At 53.8% G+C, this 16,355-nt stretch carries 14 protein-coding genes; 12 read left to right on the plus strand and 2 right to left on the minus strand.

What is annotated here, in order from left to right; genetic code table 11:
* The 10 genes from HQ393_RS09260 to HQ393_RS09305 all read left to right on the plus strand — a co-directional run bounded on the left by HQ393_RS09260 (position 1) and on the right by HQ393_RS09305 (position 9,250).
* Positions 1 to 1,071, plus strand: a complete 1,071-nt coding sequence (locus HQ393_RS09260; RefSeq protein ID WP_246307869.1) for a 4Fe-4S dicluster domain-containing protein — start codon at positions 1 to 3, stop codon at positions 1,069 to 1,071.
* Positions 1,071 to 1,949, plus strand: coding sequence for an FAD/NAD(P)-binding protein (locus HQ393_RS09265; RefSeq protein WP_179354937.1), 879 nt, complete (start codon positions 1,071 to 1,073; stop codon positions 1,947 to 1,949). Before HQ393_RS09260 ends, HQ393_RS09265 begins: the two co-directional genes overlap by 1 nt.
* A complete protein-coding gene (locus HQ393_RS09270) occupies positions 1,946 to 2,434 on the plus strand; it encodes a hydrogenase maturation protease (RefSeq protein ID WP_179354938.1) in 489 nt (162 codons plus the stop codon). The genes HQ393_RS09265 and HQ393_RS09270 overlap by 4 nt, the downstream gene beginning before the upstream one ends.
* The gene (locus HQ393_RS09275; RefSeq protein ID WP_246307870.1) at positions 2,434 to 4,302 is read left to right on the plus strand and encodes a complex I subunit 5 family protein; all 1,869 of its coding nucleotides are present in this window, start codon (positions 2,434 to 2,436) and stop codon (positions 4,300 to 4,302) included. Before HQ393_RS09270 ends, HQ393_RS09275 begins: the two co-directional genes overlap by 1 nt.
* A gap of 25 nt (positions 4,303 to 4,327) precedes the next feature.
* Complete coding sequence (locus HQ393_RS09280; protein ID WP_179354939.1) at positions 4,328 to 6,007, plus strand: hydrogenase large subunit; 1,680 nt, start codon at positions 4,328 to 4,330, stop codon at positions 6,005 to 6,007.
* Complete coding sequence (locus tag HQ393_RS09285) at positions 6,004 to 6,927, plus strand: respiratory chain complex I subunit 1 family protein (RefSeq protein ID WP_179354940.1); 924 nt, start codon at positions 6,004 to 6,006, stop codon at positions 6,925 to 6,927. Before HQ393_RS09280 ends, HQ393_RS09285 begins: the two co-directional genes overlap by 4 nt.
* Positions 6,928 to 6,946: 19 nt before the next feature.
* Positions 6,947 to 7,486 carry a 4Fe-4S binding protein gene (locus HQ393_RS09290; protein WP_179354941.1) on the plus strand — a complete coding sequence of 180 codons (540 nt, stop codon included), beginning with the start codon at positions 6,947 to 6,949 and terminating at the stop codon, positions 7,484 to 7,486.
* Positions 7,487 to 7,594: 108 nt separating this feature from the next.
* Entirely contained in the window at positions 7,595 to 8,122 is a 528-nt protein-coding gene (locus tag HQ393_RS09295; RefSeq protein WP_179354942.1) for an NADH-quinone oxidoreductase subunit B family protein, read from the plus strand.
* A gap of 18 nt (positions 8,123 to 8,140) precedes the next feature.
* Positions 8,141 to 8,539 (plus strand): response regulator transcription factor, encoded by a 399-nt coding sequence (locus HQ393_RS09300; protein ID WP_179354943.1) that lies wholly within the window; start codon positions 8,141 to 8,143, stop codon positions 8,537 to 8,539.
* Between the two features lie 135 nt (positions 8,540 to 8,674).
* A complete protein-coding gene (locus HQ393_RS09305) occupies positions 8,675 to 9,250 on the plus strand; it encodes a HupE/UreJ family protein (RefSeq protein WP_179354944.1) in 576 nt (191 codons plus the stop codon).
* Between the two features lie 121 nt (positions 9,251 to 9,371).
* Here HQ393_RS09305 and ssb read toward each other — a convergent pair whose 3' ends face one another.
* The gene (gene ssb, locus HQ393_RS09310) at positions 9,372 to 9,890 is read right to left on the minus strand and encodes a single-stranded DNA-binding protein (protein ID WP_179354945.1); all 519 of its coding nucleotides are present in this window, start codon (positions 9,888 to 9,890) and stop codon (positions 9,372 to 9,374) included.
* Complete coding sequence (locus tag HQ393_RS09315; RefSeq protein WP_179358457.1) at positions 9,891 to 11,255, minus strand: MFS transporter; 1,365 nt, start codon at positions 11,253 to 11,255, stop codon at positions 9,891 to 9,893.
* Positions 11,256 to 11,562: 307 nt separating this feature from the next.
* Here HQ393_RS09315 and uvrA point away from each other — a divergent pair, with 307 nt between their 5' ends.
* A complete protein-coding gene (gene uvrA, locus HQ393_RS09320) occupies positions 11,563 to 14,421 on the plus strand; it encodes an excinuclease ABC subunit UvrA (protein WP_218871110.1) in 2,859 nt (952 codons plus the stop codon).
* 216 nt (positions 14,422 to 14,637) lie between these two features.
* Complete coding sequence (locus HQ393_RS09325) at positions 14,638 to 14,991, plus strand: hypothetical protein (RefSeq protein WP_179354946.1); 354 nt, start codon at positions 14,638 to 14,640, stop codon at positions 14,989 to 14,991.
* Positions 14,992 to 16,355: the final 1,364 nt, after the last annotated feature.

A 16,355-nucleotide genomic window follows, 5' to 3' on the forward strand; every position in this document is an offset into this window, starting at 1 on the left:
ATGTCCATGTATATTCTGTCTTCACAAGAGATCAAGCAGCTAGCGCAAGCGCTGCAAGCATCTCACGAAGTGTATGGCCCGCAGGTCGATCCACAAACCCAGCAGGTGTTTTTCGATCAGCTCGATGATGTGGCGGCCTTAAATCTGGAAGCGCCCATCCCATCAATGCCCGTGAAGGAAATTTTGTTCCCGCAGATGGAACGAATTTTGAAATACAACTACGACAGCGAAACGCAAAGCGTCGAAATGTCGAAACAATACTTTGAAAAACCCAAAGTCTTGTTTGGGCTGCGCCCTTGTGATCTGTCGGGCATTTTGGCGCTTGATCGCTTCTTTCTTGGGCAGGAATTTGTCGATGATGTTTACCTCACCCATCGCCGCCAATGCTTGTTGATCAGCAATACTTGCCTCAATCCATTTCCGCAGTGTTTCTGCGTCTGTACGCATTCTGGCCCTGATGCCGATGAAGGCTTTGACCTTGATCTGACCAAATTAAAAGACGGGTATCTCGTGAAAGTGGGCAGTGAAAAAGGTCAGGCTATTGCCGACGCGCAGCAATGGAAACCCGCTGCTGCGCACCATTTGACCGAACAAAAAGCCGTGGTCGATCATTGCATTGATCTATTTCCTGAAATGGCCACCGACAATAAAGCGTGGATTTCCCGTGTGATGAATCGGATTACCACGGGCTTTATTAAAAGCGAAACGTGGGAATTCATCGGTGATCAGTGCCTCGAATGTGGCGCTTGCTCCTTCGTTTGCCCGACCTGTAGTTGCTTCAATATTGAAGACACCCAGACGGCCTGCGGCGAGTGCGAACGTTTGCGCATGCGCGACTCTTGCTCGTTTGAAGGCTATGCCCGCATGGCGGGTGATCATAACCCGCGCCAACCGGTGGAAGACCGCCGCAATAAGCGTTTTTTCTGCAAATTATCGTACTCGCAATCGAAGAAATACCTACGCCCGGGCTGTGTCGGCTGTGGCCGCTGCCAGTGGGTTTGCCCCGGCGATATTGGCTTACCCAATGTAGTGCAATACATCCGCCGCGAAATCACCGGAGGGGAAAACTGATGTCCAATTGTCATGGCAATCACGAGCAAGGCAACTGTAAAACCACCGGTCTATGCCCTATTGTGACTTTCCCCGAAGTGGTGAACATCGACGAAATTCGCGATGAAATCCCCGAGGTAAAGACCTTTTATCTGTCTTTTCCCAATAAGGATGTCGAGCGCGAATTTCGCATCAAATCGGGTCAATTCATTATGTGCACGGTATTTGGCGCGGGTGAATTTGCTGTTTCACTGCCACCGAGCCCTGAAAACGACCGCTTTCATATTTCGGTACGCGCCGTCGGTAAAGTCACCCATGCGCTACATGCATTGCGCGTTGGCGACAAGCTCGGCGTACGTGGGCCATTTGGCAATGGCTTTCCGTTTGAAGACATCAAAGGCAAAAACATCATCTATGTAGCGGGTGGGATCGGGCTGATTCCGCTACGCAGCTCGATCGTCCATGCGCTGCAACACCGCGAAGACTTTGGCCGCATCATCCTGCTGTATGGCGCGCGCAGTGGCAAAGATTTGATGTACCAAGAAGACATCAAAGAGTGGCAACAGAACGCAGGGTTCGAAACCTTTATCACCATTGACCGTGCCGAAGCAGGCTGGGACGGAGAAGTGGGCTACGTCAATCAACTGATCGAAAAAGCCAATGTGCCGGTCGATAACAGCGTGGCATTTGTTTGCGGCCCGCCGGTGATGTTCAACAGCGTGATTGGCGAGTTTTTGAAACGCGGCATGAGCGAAGACGCCATCATCTCGACGCTAGAGCGCCAAATGAAATGCGGCATCGGCAAATGCCAGCACTGCGCCGTAGGCCGCACGCTCGTCTGTACCGATGGGCCGGTTTATACCTACCGCCAGATCAAAACCTTGGGCGAACAGATATGAGCTTTGCCACTGAACTGGAGCAAATTTTATCGCAACCGACCTGCATCGTCGGCGTGGGCAACCCGCTGCGCAACGACGATGCGGTTGGCGCCCTGATTGCTGAAAGGCTGGAAAACGAGTTACCCGCCTCTTTCGGTCATACGGTCATTAATGCGGAAGATGTCATCGAAAACCACGTGTTTCAGATCGCCGACAGCGCAGTGCGAAATGTACTGGTCATTGACGCAGTGCAAGGCACGGGGGGCGAATGTGGCTCGCTGGTGCTGGGCAAACTGGCTGAGCTGGAAGTGGGCGGCGGTTTTTCTACGCATAAGCTGGCGCTATCAATGGCGACACAGCTGATTGAGCAGCAAGGTAAAGACGTTTACCTGCTGGGGATCGCAGCGGAAAACATCGATTTTGGCAGGTCAGTTAGCCCGGAAATTCTAAATAGCGCAGCAACGGTGATCGAGCTGATTGTCGCCCAAGTCGCAAGGAGTCATTGATGATGGATTTCAATATTTACCAAGGCTTGATGACGGGCATACAGCTTTTGCTGGCCTCAGCCATCGTCACTCCGCTACTCGCAGGCCAGCGAAAACTCGCTGGCGGGATCAATTTTCTGGCTTGTCTGATTTCAGGGCTGATTTTTGCCAGCCTGGCCTATCAGGTGCTCGCCGGTCACGCCGCCCCCGCCACCTTCGATTTGCAGATTGCGAACCTGACCATCCCGCTGATGATCGATGGCTTTTCTGCGGTCTTTATGACGCTGATTTCGTTCGTGGCGGCGGTCACCGCGTTTTACTGCATTGGCTATATGGAGATGGATCACTACCGCCATTACAGCTTGCGCGGGTTTTATTTCTGCTACCCCATTTTTATCGCTGGCATGATTGCACTGGTCAGCGTAGATGACCTTACCACCGGCTTTACGATCGCCTGGCAAATGATGACCATCGCGTCATTCGGCCTGATTCGCTTTGATGACAAAGACGCCGTGATCGTTCGCAGCGCCAATAAATACCTGATTTTGATGCAATTAGCCTGGCTGGCCGTTTTGGCAGCAGCGCTGATGGTGCCGGGCTGCACTTGGGGCACACCATTACACCAAATTGCTGAGCAACTGGGTCTACTCGACACAGGACTGCGCACCTTATTGCTGGCCCTGGTGCTGCTCGGTTTTGGCATGAAAGCCGGTATGTTTCCATTGGGCCAACTCTGGTTGCCCGATGCTCACTCGGTTGCGCCATCACCGATTAGTGCCCTGCTGTCGGGTGTGATGCTCAAAACAGGCATCTACGGCATGATCCGCACGCTATTTTGGATGACGCCCGACACGATGCCCGCCCAAGAAGTGCAATATTGGGGGCTGGCTGTCGCTCTGATCGGCGTGGTAACGCTGTTTATTGGCACGTCGCAATCCTTAAAACAAGTGGATGCCAAACGGTTAAATGCGTACAGCTCGATCGGCCAAATCGGCTACATTATTTTGGCCATTGGTTGCGCTCGTTACTATCTCGGCCCCAATGCAGCGTTGCACACATTGGCACTGCTCGCCATCTTGGGCGCATTCCTGCATGTACTGAATCACGCCATTTTCAAAAGTCTGCTCTTTCTGTGCGTCGGTAGCGTTCAGTACACCACAGGCACCAAAGATCTGGACAAGCTGGGCGGGCTATTTGCCTTAATGCCAATCACCGCGGTGATTGCAGGCATTGCCGCCATCGCCGTTTCGGGCGTACCGGCTTTCTCTGGCTTTACCAGCAAATGGGCGATTGTCGGCTCGGCGCTGTTATCGGGCAAAGCCGCGGGCATCTTTGTGATTTTCGGGGTGATTGCACTGGTCACCAGCGCGATGACGCTCGCAACCTATGTGAAGCTCTACGGCATGACCTTTACCTCGGTGGGCGTCGAATGGAACGAAAACAGCAATGTGCACGAAGTTAGCAAAGTCATGCTTGCACCCAAGCTGGTGCTGGCTGCGGTTTGCTTAATACAAGGTTTCTGTCCTTGGCTATTTGTGCAGTTATTTGGCCGGGTCTTGGCCACGTCTGAAGGCGTGCTCAGCCATACGCTGGGTACACCCAAAGTGTTTGCTTCGCTTTCCCACAGCTATGCAGGGGTCAGCTTTGCGGCGAGCAATGGCTCGGCCATCGCCTTCTCATTTCCGCTCGTGATGATTGCGATGCTCACCGTGGCGCTCGTGTTTGCGCAATGGTTACGCAAAGCGGGTGGCGCAGAGGAACGCACCGCGCCAGTTTGGTTATGCGGCTATCAAACGCTCAACAACGCCAATCGCTATTTGAGCAGCCACATTTTCGATGCCTTCAAGAAATTTATGAAGTGGACTGGCGGCAATGTACGCGGCGCCTGACATTCGAGACACCCAGGGGTTTACGATGAGAAAAGAACTAGAAGCCAAATTAATTGCCCGCTTGCGTGATGATGTCGTCTGCGTAGAAAAAACCGACGAGCGCACCATTTATATTGATGTCAAACGCGCTGGTTTTCGCGAGGCCACGCAAATCATCACCGCCGCTGGCGCGCGCTATCTATGCAGTATTGGCTATGACAACATTAACCGCGATGGCACGCTGGCGATGGTGCATACCTTTGCGCTTGATGATAGCGACCAATTTGTCTGCTGCCGGGCCTCTGCCCCGGTGGACGACCCGGTGCTGGAATCGATCACGCCCGATCTGCCGTCTGCAGGCTGGTCGGAGCGCGAAGTCACCGATTTACTTGGCCTGCGCTTTGCAGGTCACCCCAAACCCAAAAAATTAGTGCTGGCCGATGATTGGCCAGAAGGCATCTACCCACTGCGTAAAGATGTACCGCATGATTTCGTGCCGCAAGGCGCCGAAGATGTCGCGTATCAACTCGATGAAGCGCCTCCCGGCACCAAGATCGTACCGGTTGGCCCCTTTCACCCCAGCCTGCACGAGCCAGAACATTTTGCCGTGTATGTCGATGGCGAAACCATTAAGGGCTGCGATTACCGTGGTTTTATGACCCACCGCGGCATCGAAAAGCTGTGCCAGACCCAAGTTAGCTATAACGAAGTGCCATTTATTGCCGAGCGTATTTGCGGTATCTGCGGCTCGGTACATGCCACGGCCTTTTCTCAAGCCGTTGAATCTGCCGCCGGGCTGGTGATTCCGCGCCGCGCCGAATTTATCCGCACCATGATGCTCGAAATCGAACGCATCCACTCCAACTTGCTGTGGCTCGGCGTGGCTGGCCATTTAATCGGTTTTGACACCGTGTTTATGCAGGCTTGGCGCGTGCGTGAGCAAATTATGTGGTTGTGCGAACGCCTCACAGGTAATCGCAAAACCTACGGCATGATTTTGGTCGGCGGTGTGCGTCGCGACATTACGCCAGACATTGCGCAAGACATTCTGGATGTAGTCAAAAAAATCGAAGACGAGCTGATGGTGATTTACCGCGCCATCGAAAAAGACACGTCGATCCACAAACGCACCAAAGGCGTCGGTACGATTACCAAGCAACAAGCCATCGACTGGAATTTGATCGGCCCCGTTGCGCGAGCACGTGGTGTCGATATTGACGCCCGTCGTGACCATCCGTACGCCGCCTACGACGAAATGAAATTTGAAGTGCCGGTACTCGATGGCTGCGACGTCTGGTCAACGCTGGTGGTGCGGGTGGTTGAAACTTTTGAAGCGATCAAAATTATCCGTCAATGTCTGGATAAAATGCCCGGCGGTGAAATCTTCGTTGAAATGAAGGACAAAATCCCAGCTCAGCGCCATGCAATTACCGTGGTTGAAGCCCCACGCGGCGAGTCGGTGCACTACGTCATCACTGGCGAAGACAACCGCCCTGAACGCTGGCGCGTACGCGCCCCGACCTTCACCAATCTGCAGGCCGTGCCGCTGATGCTGCTCGACGAACAATTCGGTGATTTCCCCATCATTATGGGCAGTATCGACCCTTGTTTCTCCTGTACCGATCGGGTGGCCGTGGTTGATCTGCAAACAGGCAAATCAAGCTCAATTACGAAAGCTGAGCTCGATGCAATGTCGAGAAAACATCTGGGGAGTATGCAAAAATGAGCCAACAACCCGACATTTTGATCGGCAGCATTCAGGTCATTGGCAACTTGGTGCTGTTCCTAGCGCTAGCGCCCTTTTTTGACGGTGTCGTGCGCCGCGTGATGGCGCGAGTACAAAGCCGGCAAGGTCCGCCGCTGGCGCAGTCTTACTATGACGTACTGAAATTACTGGGCAAGGAAAACATTGATTCATCGGGTATCTTGCCCTTCCGCCTCGCGCCATTGATTGCGTTTGCTTCTATCCTTTGCGTGATCGCGATTTTGCCCGTTGCAGGTCATGCCACGGCGCTCACCCCCTACGCCGATGCAATTTCGCTGATTTATTTGCTGACTCTCGGCGGTGTCGCGGTATTGCTGGGTGCATTTGCCAGCAAAAATATTTACGCCTTGATCGGCGCCAGCCGTGAAATGACCACGATGATTATGGTCGAGCCCATCCTGTTTATGGTGTTGCTCTTGGGCGTATTAAAAACCGGCAGTCTGGATTTAACGGCCGTGATCTACGGCACGCCATTGGCGCAATTTGGCTGGCCCGGTGCGGTGATGATTGTCGTTAGTTTGTTTGGTTTGCAAGCCTTTGTCGCCCGCCAGCCCTTTGACATGGCCGAAGCCGAGCAGGAATTGCTGGGCGGCCCATTTATCGAATACAGCGGCCCAAACTATGCCTTGTTTAAGTACTACATGATGCTCAAGCAGATGTTTTACGCCTATTTGCCGATCGCGATGTTTGTGCCGCTAGTGAGTTCGGGATTCTTTTTGCTCGACCTGCTGGTGCAGATCTTACTTACTGGATTGGTTTTCCTGCTGATTGGCCTGCTCTCAGCCACCCACCCGCGCTATCGGATTGATCAAGCGATCAAGTATTTCGCCGCGCTCTTTGTGATCGCCCTGGCCGCCATCAGTGCGGCGGTGATCTTCTAACACGATCAAGGAGAAAATCATGTGGCTCAGCAGCAAGCTCAAACAAATTTTGATGGTGTTAAAACCGGGCGTCGTCACGCTGGACTACCCCAACGAGCGTCCGCCCGTGCCGCAAAATTTGCGCGGCCAACCGGTCTTTGATCACCAAAAATGTATCGGCTGTGGCGGCTGCTCGGATCATTGCCCAGCGCGCTGTATTTTGGTGCGCGATGTCTGCCAAGAACTACGGGTCATGCTGTATGAAGGCTCGCGCTGTACTTACTGTGGTCGCTGCGCCGATATTTGCCCGGAAAAAGCCATCACGATGAGCAATAGCTTTGAAATCGCTTGCGATGATAAAGATGACGTCACCACACGCATGGAATTATTCATGATGAGCTGCCAGCGTTGCGGGCGTTGTTATGAGATGGAAAAAACCAATGCGATCGACCGCATCAATCTCAAAGGTTTCCGTTATGACAATCTGGAGCAACGCACGCTGATCCGCAAAACGAGCGAGACCTTCTCGACCGAGATGCTCAAGGAATCCGATAACTACACCCGCCCGAGCAATAAATAGGAGCCCAGCATGTTAAAAAGTCTCTGCACAAGAATGTTCAATGAGCCCTATTTGACGGTTAAGCACTGCAACGACGTTGAATCGAATCAGAGCGACAAGGAGTGAATCATGCTGAAGAATCTCTGCAAAAGAATGTTCAAAAAATCCATCTGGGTTTATCACTGCAATACTGGGGCTTGTAATGGTTGTGATATCGAGATTTTGAATATCCTCACGCCGTTTTACGACGTTGAACGCTTTGGCATCAAGCTGGTGGCCTCGCCGCGCCATGCCGATGCCATGCTGATTTCGGGCGCGGTGACTCGCCCCACTTTACCGCTCGTTAAGCGCGCCTATGAAGCAATCCCCAACCCCAAGCTGGTGTTTGCGATTGGCTCGTGCGCGACGGGCGGCGGTGCATGGTTTGATACCTATAACGTCACTGGCGGCGTCGACAAAGTGCTCGGCGTCAATTACTACATCCCAGGTTGCCCGCCGCGCCCTGAAGCGATTTTGTACGGCGTCGCGCTCGCGCTCGGTTTAGTCGACAAGCAAGCCGCACCGGTCGAGCTCAAACAAATGGAGTTCCCAATCGATATGTACGAGCGCAACGAAGCATGGGACAAGCGCAATGTGATCTACGAGCTGCTCAAATAAGGCCGCGAAGGAATTCCGATGAAAAAAATCCTGCTTATCGACGGCGACACCGCGCTCTGTCAAAACCTCAGCGCCACGCTGGCGCAGCATGGTTATGCCGTAACGTGTGCGCACTCGGCCGTTGCAGGCCGCAAAGCCGCACTGGCCAGCCCGCCTGACGCCATCATCACCGAGGCCATGCTGGAAACCGACACCGCCGGGTTTGAATTGGTCTACCAGATTCGAGATCAACGAGCGGATTCTCGCTATACCGCGATTCGCGACGTACCGATTTTATTGCTAACCGCGATCGACCAAGTCACCCATTTTCGATTTTCGCTCAATGAAAAACAGAGCTATTTGCCGCCCATTAGCGGCATGCTGAGCAAGCCGGTGCAAATCGAAACGCTGCTCGACAAATTAAAAGAAATGCTCTGATACACCGATGGCCGCCAGCTTACACAGCCGCGAACGACTTCAAACGCATATCGGGCAGATGTCACGGCGACGCGCTATTTACCCAGCGCCGTAGCGACTAGGCCGATGATTTTATTTAAGGGAAAGGGAGTAAAGATGAAACATAAATATCTGATCGTACCGTTGGCACTCTTGCCCATCATGGCCTACGCCCACCCGCAAGGCCATAGCTTGAGTTTATTCAATGGCTTTAGCCATCCTTGGCTGGGTGCAGATCACCTCTTGGCCATGCTGGCGGTCGGCATGCTCGCTGCGACACAGGCCAAGATCAAAGTACAATTGACGCTGATTTTCGCATTTTTAATCAGCCTAACTATTGGGGTATATTCATCAATACCTTTATCTTTAATGCCTAGCGCAGAATACCTAGTTGCAAGCTCAGTAGGCCTGCTCGGTATATCGCTGCTTTTTTCCCGGCAGCTATCGCGCGTGGCACTGGCCAGCATCATTATTTCCAGTGGTTTATTGCACGGGCTAGTTCATGGAGCGGAAATACCCACCAACACAGCATCGAGTTCGTTCATTATCGGCATGCTACTTGCATCCAGCGCGCTTCATTTTGGCGGATTTATTTGGTTAAGATGGGGCACCGCACGTGCACTGCCTTATTTCCAGCGTGCCAGCGCAGTAGGGCTCACTTTGAGTAGCGCATTTTTACTCTTTAGTTTGTGATCTTCACCCGTTTGGCAAGGCTCTTTACTGAGTTGAGAACTCAGCGATAGCCTGATCAGCACACAATAAAAAGCCCCTCATCCGAGGGGCTTTTAGCTTTAAAGATTAAATATACTGCGCATTAAAATGGGATGTCGTCTTCAAAGTCATCAAAGCTTTTCGCTGGGCGCGCAGCAGGCTGTGGCGCTGCTTGCGGTGCTTGGCGTGGTGCTGCTGGCGCACTGTATTCTTGGTTGAAATCATCGCCGCCGTAGCCGCCTTGACCACCTTGTGAAGCACCGCCCATACCGCCACCCGCGCCACCGCGACCGCCGAGCATTTTCATTTCATCGGCCACGATTTCAGTCGTGTAGCGATCTGCGCCGGTTTGTTTGTCTTGCCATTTGCGCGTTTGCAGACGGCCTTCGATATACACTTGGCTACCTTTTTTCAGGTATTCACCGGCGATTTCAGCCAAACGGCCGTACATCGTGATGTTGTGCCATTCGGTTTTTTCTTGTTTGGAGCCCGTGTTTTTATCTTTCCAGCTCTCGGTGGTGGCAATTGAGAAATTGCACACCGCGCCGCCGCTCGGTAGGAAACGTGATTCTGGGTCTTTGCCCAAGTTACCGATCAGCAGCACTTTGTTTAACGATGCCATTTAGTTGGTCTCCGCAATGAGTTGTTGTGCTGCCGCTTCATCCCAGCCTTCTTGCAGGACTTTGAGCAAAGCAACACGTTCTTCAATCAGTACCACGGCTTCTTTTACGCCGCGAATAGCGCCTAGTTTAGCAGAGAGTTGGCTCGCGCTCCCCGTCCAATCTTCGCCAATATGAAACATTTGCGTTTTAACAGGCAGCGGCGGCTGCATGCCCCACGACACGATCAACCAGATCGCCATCAAGCTCGCGCACAGTGCAAACACCGGGGTGGCGCTGTTGTAATGCTGATAAAGCCAGCCGGCCAGCGCAGAGCCCAAAAACATACTCAATGATTGGCAAGTGTTATACACGCCCATCGCCGTGCCTTTGGCTTCGGTCGGTGCGATTTTTGAAATCAGACTAGGCTGTGTCGCTTCCAGAATATTGAAGGCGATGAAATAAATCCCCAGCCAGATCACAATCGCGGTCAGACTCGGCAGCCACAGCGTCATGCCCAATTGCGCCAAGAACATCAGCGCAATCGCAAATACAAATACTTCTTTCAGGTGGCGTTTTTTCTCACCGTAAATAATCGCCGGCACCATCAGCACAAAGCCGACCAGCACCACGGGCAAATACACATACCAGTGATGCGCCACCTCGATACCGCCCACCGAAGTCAGCAGCAAGGGCATCACGGTAAACATCGCCATTTGCGCCGCGTGCAGCGCGAAAACGCCGTAATTAAGGCGCAGCAATTGCGGGTGTTTCAGTACTTGTGGCAAGCGGCGGGTATTGGCTTCGGCATCCGAGTGAAAGCGGCTGATGGTTGGGTTCGGAATCACTTTCCACACCCCAATCAAGGCCGACACCGCCAGCACCGCCGTCATCAGAAAAATCCCCGGCAAGCCGATCCATTCAGCGAGCTTGGGCGCAGCGACCAGCGATACGGCAAATGTCGTTGCGATACTGCCACCGATCATCGCCATCGCCTTGGTTCGATTTTCTTCGCGCGTTAAGTCAGCAAGCAAGGCGGTAATCGCCGCCGAAATCGCCCCCGCCCCCTGCACTGCGCGGCCAATAATCAGCCAGACGATATGATCGGCCATCGCACACATGATCGAGCCCAGCGCAAACAGCGCCAAGCCGATATAGATGACTTTTTTGCGGCCAACATGATCCGACCACATGCCAAACGGCAATTGCAGCAAGGCTTGCGTCAAGCCATAAGCGCCAAACGCCAAGCCCACCAAAGCATGGTTTTCGCCGCCGGGCATATGGCCCGCGTACACGGCAAACACCGGCAAAATCAAAAACATGCCCAACATACGCAAGGCATACAAACCCGCCAAACCACTGGCGGCGCGTAATTCCAATTTACTCATCATCTCGCATTACATCCGGCTGGCTCGCAACTCACGCAAACGCGGGGCTACGTCATCAAGGCGCCCATTTTACCCGATTGCGCCGCATCACCACTTTTAACGCGATTTAATTTTCATTAATACTGGGTATCGCTATCAAAACCAATATTAAAAAGCTCTACAAGGCCATACCCTGACTGAACTCTACAAATCCGCATTCGCGCTTGCACGCACTACCCGCCATCACAGTGAACAATCGTACTATGTACTATCATGCACCAGCATAAAGCGCTACAATTATCGGCTAACCTATCTGCCGGACAATGCCATGTATCGCCCAGCTTCGTTTGCGCCCGACCAGCCGATGATCCGCATTCGCGGCGCACGCACGCACAACCTGAAGAACGTCAACATCGACTTGCCCCGCGGCAAGCTGGTGGTGATTACCGGCCTATCCGGCTCGGGAAAATCATCGCTGGCGTTTGATACGCTGTACGCCGAAGGCCAGCGGCGCTATGTTGAATCGCTCTCGGCGTATGCACGGCAATTCTTGCAGCTGATGGAAAAGCCCGATGTCGATTTGATCGAGGGCCTCAGCCCCGCGATCTCGATCGAGCAAAAAGCCACCAGCCACAATCCGCGCTCGACCGTTGGCACCGTCACCGAAATTCACGATTACCTGCGGCTATTGTTCGCCCGCGTCGGCACGCCCTACTGCCCCGACCACGATCAAGCGCTGCAAAGCCAAACCGTCAGCCAGATGGTCGATCATGTTTTGGCGCTGCCCGAAGACACCAAACTGATGGTGCTCGCGCCCGTGGTGATCGGCAAAAAAGGCGAAAACGTCGATTTATTTGAAGAGCTGCGCGCACAGGGCTTTGTGCGCGTGCGCGTCGATGGCGAAGTCTTCGAGCTCGATGAAACGCCCAAACTCGACAAAAACAAAAAACACACGATTGAAGTCGTGATTGACCGATTGAAAGTGCGCGCCGATTTGCAGCAGCGCCTGGCCGAATCATTCGAGACCGCACTGCGCCACGCCGATGGCCGCGCGATCGCGGTTGAAATGGACTCTGGCAACGAGCATTGGTTCTCGGCCAAATTCGCTTGCCCAGTCTGCAGCTACAGCCTGCCCGAGCTTGAACCGCGCCTGTTTTCGTTTAACAACCCGATGGGCGCGTGCCCGAGCTGCGATGGCCTCGGTCAGAAAACCTTTTTCGACCCGAAACGCGTGGTCGCGCACCCCGAAATCAGCCTCGCCGCTGGCGCGATCAAGGGCTGGGATAAGCGCAATCAGTTTTACTTCCAGATGCTGACCAGCCTCGCGGCGCATTATGGTTTTGACACCGCCACCGCGTGGGAAGATTTAGAACCCGATTTGCAGGAAATCATTCTGCACGGCTCGGGCCATGAAGAAATCGCGTTTATTTATATGAATGAGCGCGGCAGCAAGTTTGAGCGCGTACACAGCTTTGAAGGGATTATCCCCAATCTGGAACGCCGCTACCGCGAAACCGACTCGATGTCGGTGCGCGAGGAGCTCGCCAAATACCAAAATAATCAAGTCTGCCCGACCTGCGAAGGCGCGCGCCTGCGCAAAGAAGCGCGCCATGTACGGGTTTGGGGTAATAACCTACATGCCTTATCCCGCCTGGCTTTGCGAGACACACTCCACTTTTTCCAAAGTCTGGAATTAGAGGGCAGCAAGGCGCAGATTGCCGAAAAAATCGTTAAGGAAATCAGCGAGCGTCTGGGCTTCTTGGTCAACGTGGGTCTGGATTACCTGTGTTTAGAGCGCAGCGCCGATACGTTATCGGGCGGCGAAGCGCAGCGGATTCGCCTTGCCAGCCAGATTGGCTCGGGCCTGACCGGCGTGATGTATGTCCTCGACGAGCCATCGATCGGCCTGCACCAGCGCGATAATGATCGTCTGATCGGTACGCTGATGCATCTGCGCGATCTGGATAACACCGTAATCGTCGTCGAGCACGACGAAGACGCGATGCGCGCCGCCGATTATCTGGTCGACATGGGCCCCGGCGCGGGCGTGCACGGCGGGCAAGTGATTGCCGTTGGTACACCGGAAGAAGTGTTCAACAACCCCGATTCGATCACCGGCCAGTTTATGACCGGCAAGCGCAAAATCGCGCAGCCGGAAAAACGCCGCGTGCCCGACCCAGAGCGTTGGCTGTACCTGATCGGCGCAACGGGCAATAATCTGAAAGACGTGACGCTTGAGCTGCCCGTTGGGCTGATGGTCTGCATCACCGGCGTATCGGGCTCGGGCAAATCAACGCTGATCAACGACACGCTGTACAGCATCGCCGCGCGCGATCTGAATGGCGCCGGTTGCGAGCCAGCGCCGTATCGCGAAGTCAAAGGCCTGGAGCATTTCGACAAAGTCATCAACGTCGATCAATCACCGATTGGCCGCACACCGCGCTCCAACCCCGCCACCTACACCGGCCTATTTACGCCGATCCGTGAGCTGTTTGCTGGCGTACCCGTTGCGCGCGAGCGCGGCTACGGCCCGGGTCGTTTCTCGTTCAACGTTAAAGGCGGCCGCTGCGAAGCGTGTCAGGGCGATGGCGTGATCAAGGTTGAAATGCATTTCTTGCCCGACGTCTACGTACCGTGCGACGTCTGCCACGGCCTGCGCTACAACCGCGAAACACTGGAAGTGCAGTACAAAGGCAAGAGCATCACCGAAGTACTGAATATGACGGTCGAAGACGCGCTGGAATTCTTCAACGCTGTACCGACCGTCGCGCGCAAACTGCAAACGCTGCTCGACGTCGGTCTGGGCTACATCCGACTCGGCCAAAGCGCCACGACGCTGTCAGGCGGTGAAGCGCAGCGCGTTAAACTCGCGCTCGAATTATCGAAACGCGACACCGGCCGTACGCTATATATCTTGGACGAACCGACCACCGGCCTGCATTTCCACGACATCGACTTGCTACTCAAAGTCGTGCAACGCCTATCGAGCCACGGCAATACGGTGGTGGTGATCGAGCACAATCTGGACGTGATCAAAACCGCAGACTGGGTGATTGATCTAGGCCCAGAAGGCGGCGCAGGCGGCGGCCAAATCATCGCCACCGGCACACCGGAAGATGTGGCGGGGAATATGGCGAGTCATACGGGGCTCTATTTGGCGCGGTCGTTGGGGATTGCGAGGGAGTGATTTTTCTCCATGGGTATGTGGCTATAGCTAATTATTGGATTGGGCTAGAGTCATATACCCATACCGCATCAGTGTAGGACGGTTTAGCCGAAGGCGCGCCCAAAGGAAGTACCCTTGGGGTATAACCCGCCAATTTAGCGCTTGATCCAAATCGGAGTTCAGCGCGGGATCACGACCCACCCAATGTGGTTGTTAGCAAAAAATGAGTGAAGTTTGATGACTACGTTCATATTTTCCATTCTTCTCGTCTGGATTGTATTTTTCTTGGGGATCTATTTTGCTGAAAACCAAGGTTGGGAGCGGATCAAAGTCATATCAGCAAGCTGTGTAACAAAACTCCCCTTTTGGGCAAAACTCATTATTTATAGTGTTGCCATCCTGATCTGCGTGTTAATTGGCTTCCTTGTTCTTGGTTTATCTGCATCCGCATTAGTTTTTGGTGGATTTTTGCTAATCCCGATAGCCCTCGGGGCTTATGTTGTTTTAACTTACTCATTGTTGAAGTTTTTGGGACGTACCTTATTAGTTCGTAGGTCGGATAAGCCAAAGACATACTCCGACAAGTTGTGATGATTGTTAGAGCTCGTAGGGTGTAATAAGCGAAGCGCATTACACCGCACGCAAAATGATGAAGCCGCCAGTCTTGGCGGTTTTTATTTGCCTGTAATTTGCCATTCACCACGGATTGGCGGCTATGCGCCGCGGCACTTACTTTCTTTGCTTCGCCTAAAGAAAGTAAGCAAAGAAAGGCGACCCCACATCTGCGTCGGCTGCGCCGATGCCCTCGACTGCGGACGGTTCGAGGCGGCGGCGGGTCTTAACAAAACAGGCCCCGCCGAAACCCCGCCCCGCCCGTTCCTCGCTCGGCGCAGATATAGGGGAATTGGTGCAGCCCGACGATGGCGGCATATACCCACCACGGTATTGATCTAAAATTAATTATTTGATTGATCTTGCTTGATATACCCTATGCATATTTAGTCCGCGCTCTGTGGTCTGGGGCTTAAATCCCCTGTCGCCCATCGCCGAGGGAGTGGAGCGTGACAAATGGCTTTATCGTTTGGCTCGCGACCGACTGAGGGAAGCCCGGAGGGCCGCAGGCGGGGGGCTCCTTTGGGGTGTTGGGGGCTTTGGAGAAGCAAAGCCCCCAACCTGTCTGCGCGGCGGAACGCGCACCAAAAACTCGCGGCGTAGCCGCATAAAACCTAGCACGTAGGGTGTAATAAGCGAAGCGCATTACACCGTCCCCGAAATGATGAAGCCGCCAGTCTTGGCGGTTTTTATTTACCCGCAATTTTCCATCCACCACGGATTGGCGGCTATGCGCCGCGGCACTTACTTTCTTTGCTTCGCCTAAAGAAAGTAAGCAAAGAAAGGCGACCCCACATCTGCGTCGGCTACGCCGATGCTAGCCCTAGGCCACGGCCTGCGCTAAGGCAGCAAGCTGCCAAGCTCCGTCACGCCTCGACTGCGGACGGATCGAGGCGGCGGCGGGGCTTAACAAAACAGGCCCCGCCGAAACCCCGCCCCGCCCGTTTACCCCAAGGGCACAGCCTTCGCTAAGGCAACAAGTTGCCAAGCTACGGCATGCCTCGCTCGGCGCAGCTGTAGAGGAATTGGTGCAGCCCAACCATTTTTGACATATACCCATCACGGTGTTGCTCTAAAGGCATTTTATGAATTGGTTTTGGTGGGCATACCCCCATCGCCAATTAGAACGAATTGCCCATGGAGATGCGCCGTTTGAAAAAGTTACGGCGAGATTTTAAGCCGCCTAGCTCGTAGGATGGGTGGAGGTCGCAGACCGATACCCATCGTGCAATCGGTGATGGGTATCGCTACGCTCAACCCATCCTACATGGTATTTCTGAATTGGCTTTGGCGAATATACCCGATATCCATCTTGTACGCGCTCGTTGGTCTGGGGCTTAAAT

Source organism: Chitinibacter bivalviorum (assembly GCF_013403565.1).
GTDB lineage: Bacteria > Pseudomonadota > Gammaproteobacteria > Burkholderiales > Chitinibacteraceae > Chitinibacter > Chitinibacter bivalviorum.

What these genes read in the sequence shown, in the direction of transcription:
- HQ393_RS09260 (WP_246307869.1), top strand. Translation starts at nt 1, where the DNA reads ATGTCCATGTATATTCTGTCTTCACAAGAGATCAAGCAGCTAGCGCAA.
- HQ393_RS09265 (WP_179354937.1), top strand. Translation starts at nt 1,071, where the DNA reads ATGTCCAATTGTCATGGCAATCACGAGCAAGGCAACTGTAAAACCACC.
- HQ393_RS09270 (WP_179354938.1), top strand. Translation starts at nt 1,946, where the DNA reads ATGAGCTTTGCCACTGAACTGGAGCAAATTTTATCGCAACCGACCTGC.
- HQ393_RS09275 (WP_246307870.1), top strand. Translation starts at nt 2,434, where the DNA reads ATGATGGATTTCAATATTTACCAAGGCTTGATGACGGGCATACAGCTT.
- HQ393_RS09280 (WP_179354939.1), top strand. Translation starts at nt 4,328, where the DNA reads ATGAGAAAAGAACTAGAAGCCAAATTAATTGCCCGCTTGCGTGATGAT.
- HQ393_RS09285 (WP_179354940.1), top strand. Translation starts at nt 6,004, where the DNA reads ATGAGCCAACAACCCGACATTTTGATCGGCAGCATTCAGGTCATTGGC.
- HQ393_RS09290 (WP_179354941.1), top strand. Translation starts at nt 6,947, where the DNA reads ATGTGGCTCAGCAGCAAGCTCAAACAAATTTTGATGGTGTTAAAACCG.
- HQ393_RS09295 (WP_179354942.1), top strand. Translation starts at nt 7,595, where the DNA reads ATGCTGAAGAATCTCTGCAAAAGAATGTTCAAAAAATCCATCTGGGTT.
- HQ393_RS09300 (WP_179354943.1), top strand. Translation starts at nt 8,141, where the DNA reads ATGAAAAAAATCCTGCTTATCGACGGCGACACCGCGCTCTGTCAAAAC.
- HQ393_RS09305 (WP_179354944.1), top strand. Translation starts at nt 8,675, where the DNA reads ATGAAACATAAATATCTGATCGTACCGTTGGCACTCTTGCCCATCATG.
- ssb (WP_179354945.1), bottom strand. Translation starts at nt 9,890, where the DNA reads ATGGCATCGTTAAACAAAGTGCTGCTGATCGGTAACTTGGGCAAAGAC.
- HQ393_RS09315 (WP_179358457.1), bottom strand. Translation starts at nt 11,255, where the DNA reads ATGAGTAAATTGGAATTACGCGCCGCCAGTGGTTTGGCGGGTTTGTAT.
- uvrA (WP_218871110.1), top strand. Translation starts at nt 11,563, where the DNA reads ATGTATCGCCCAGCTTCGTTTGCGCCCGACCAGCCGATGATCCGCATT.
- HQ393_RS09325 (WP_179354946.1), top strand. Translation starts at nt 14,638, where the DNA reads ATGACTACGTTCATATTTTCCATTCTTCTCGTCTGGATTGTATTTTTC.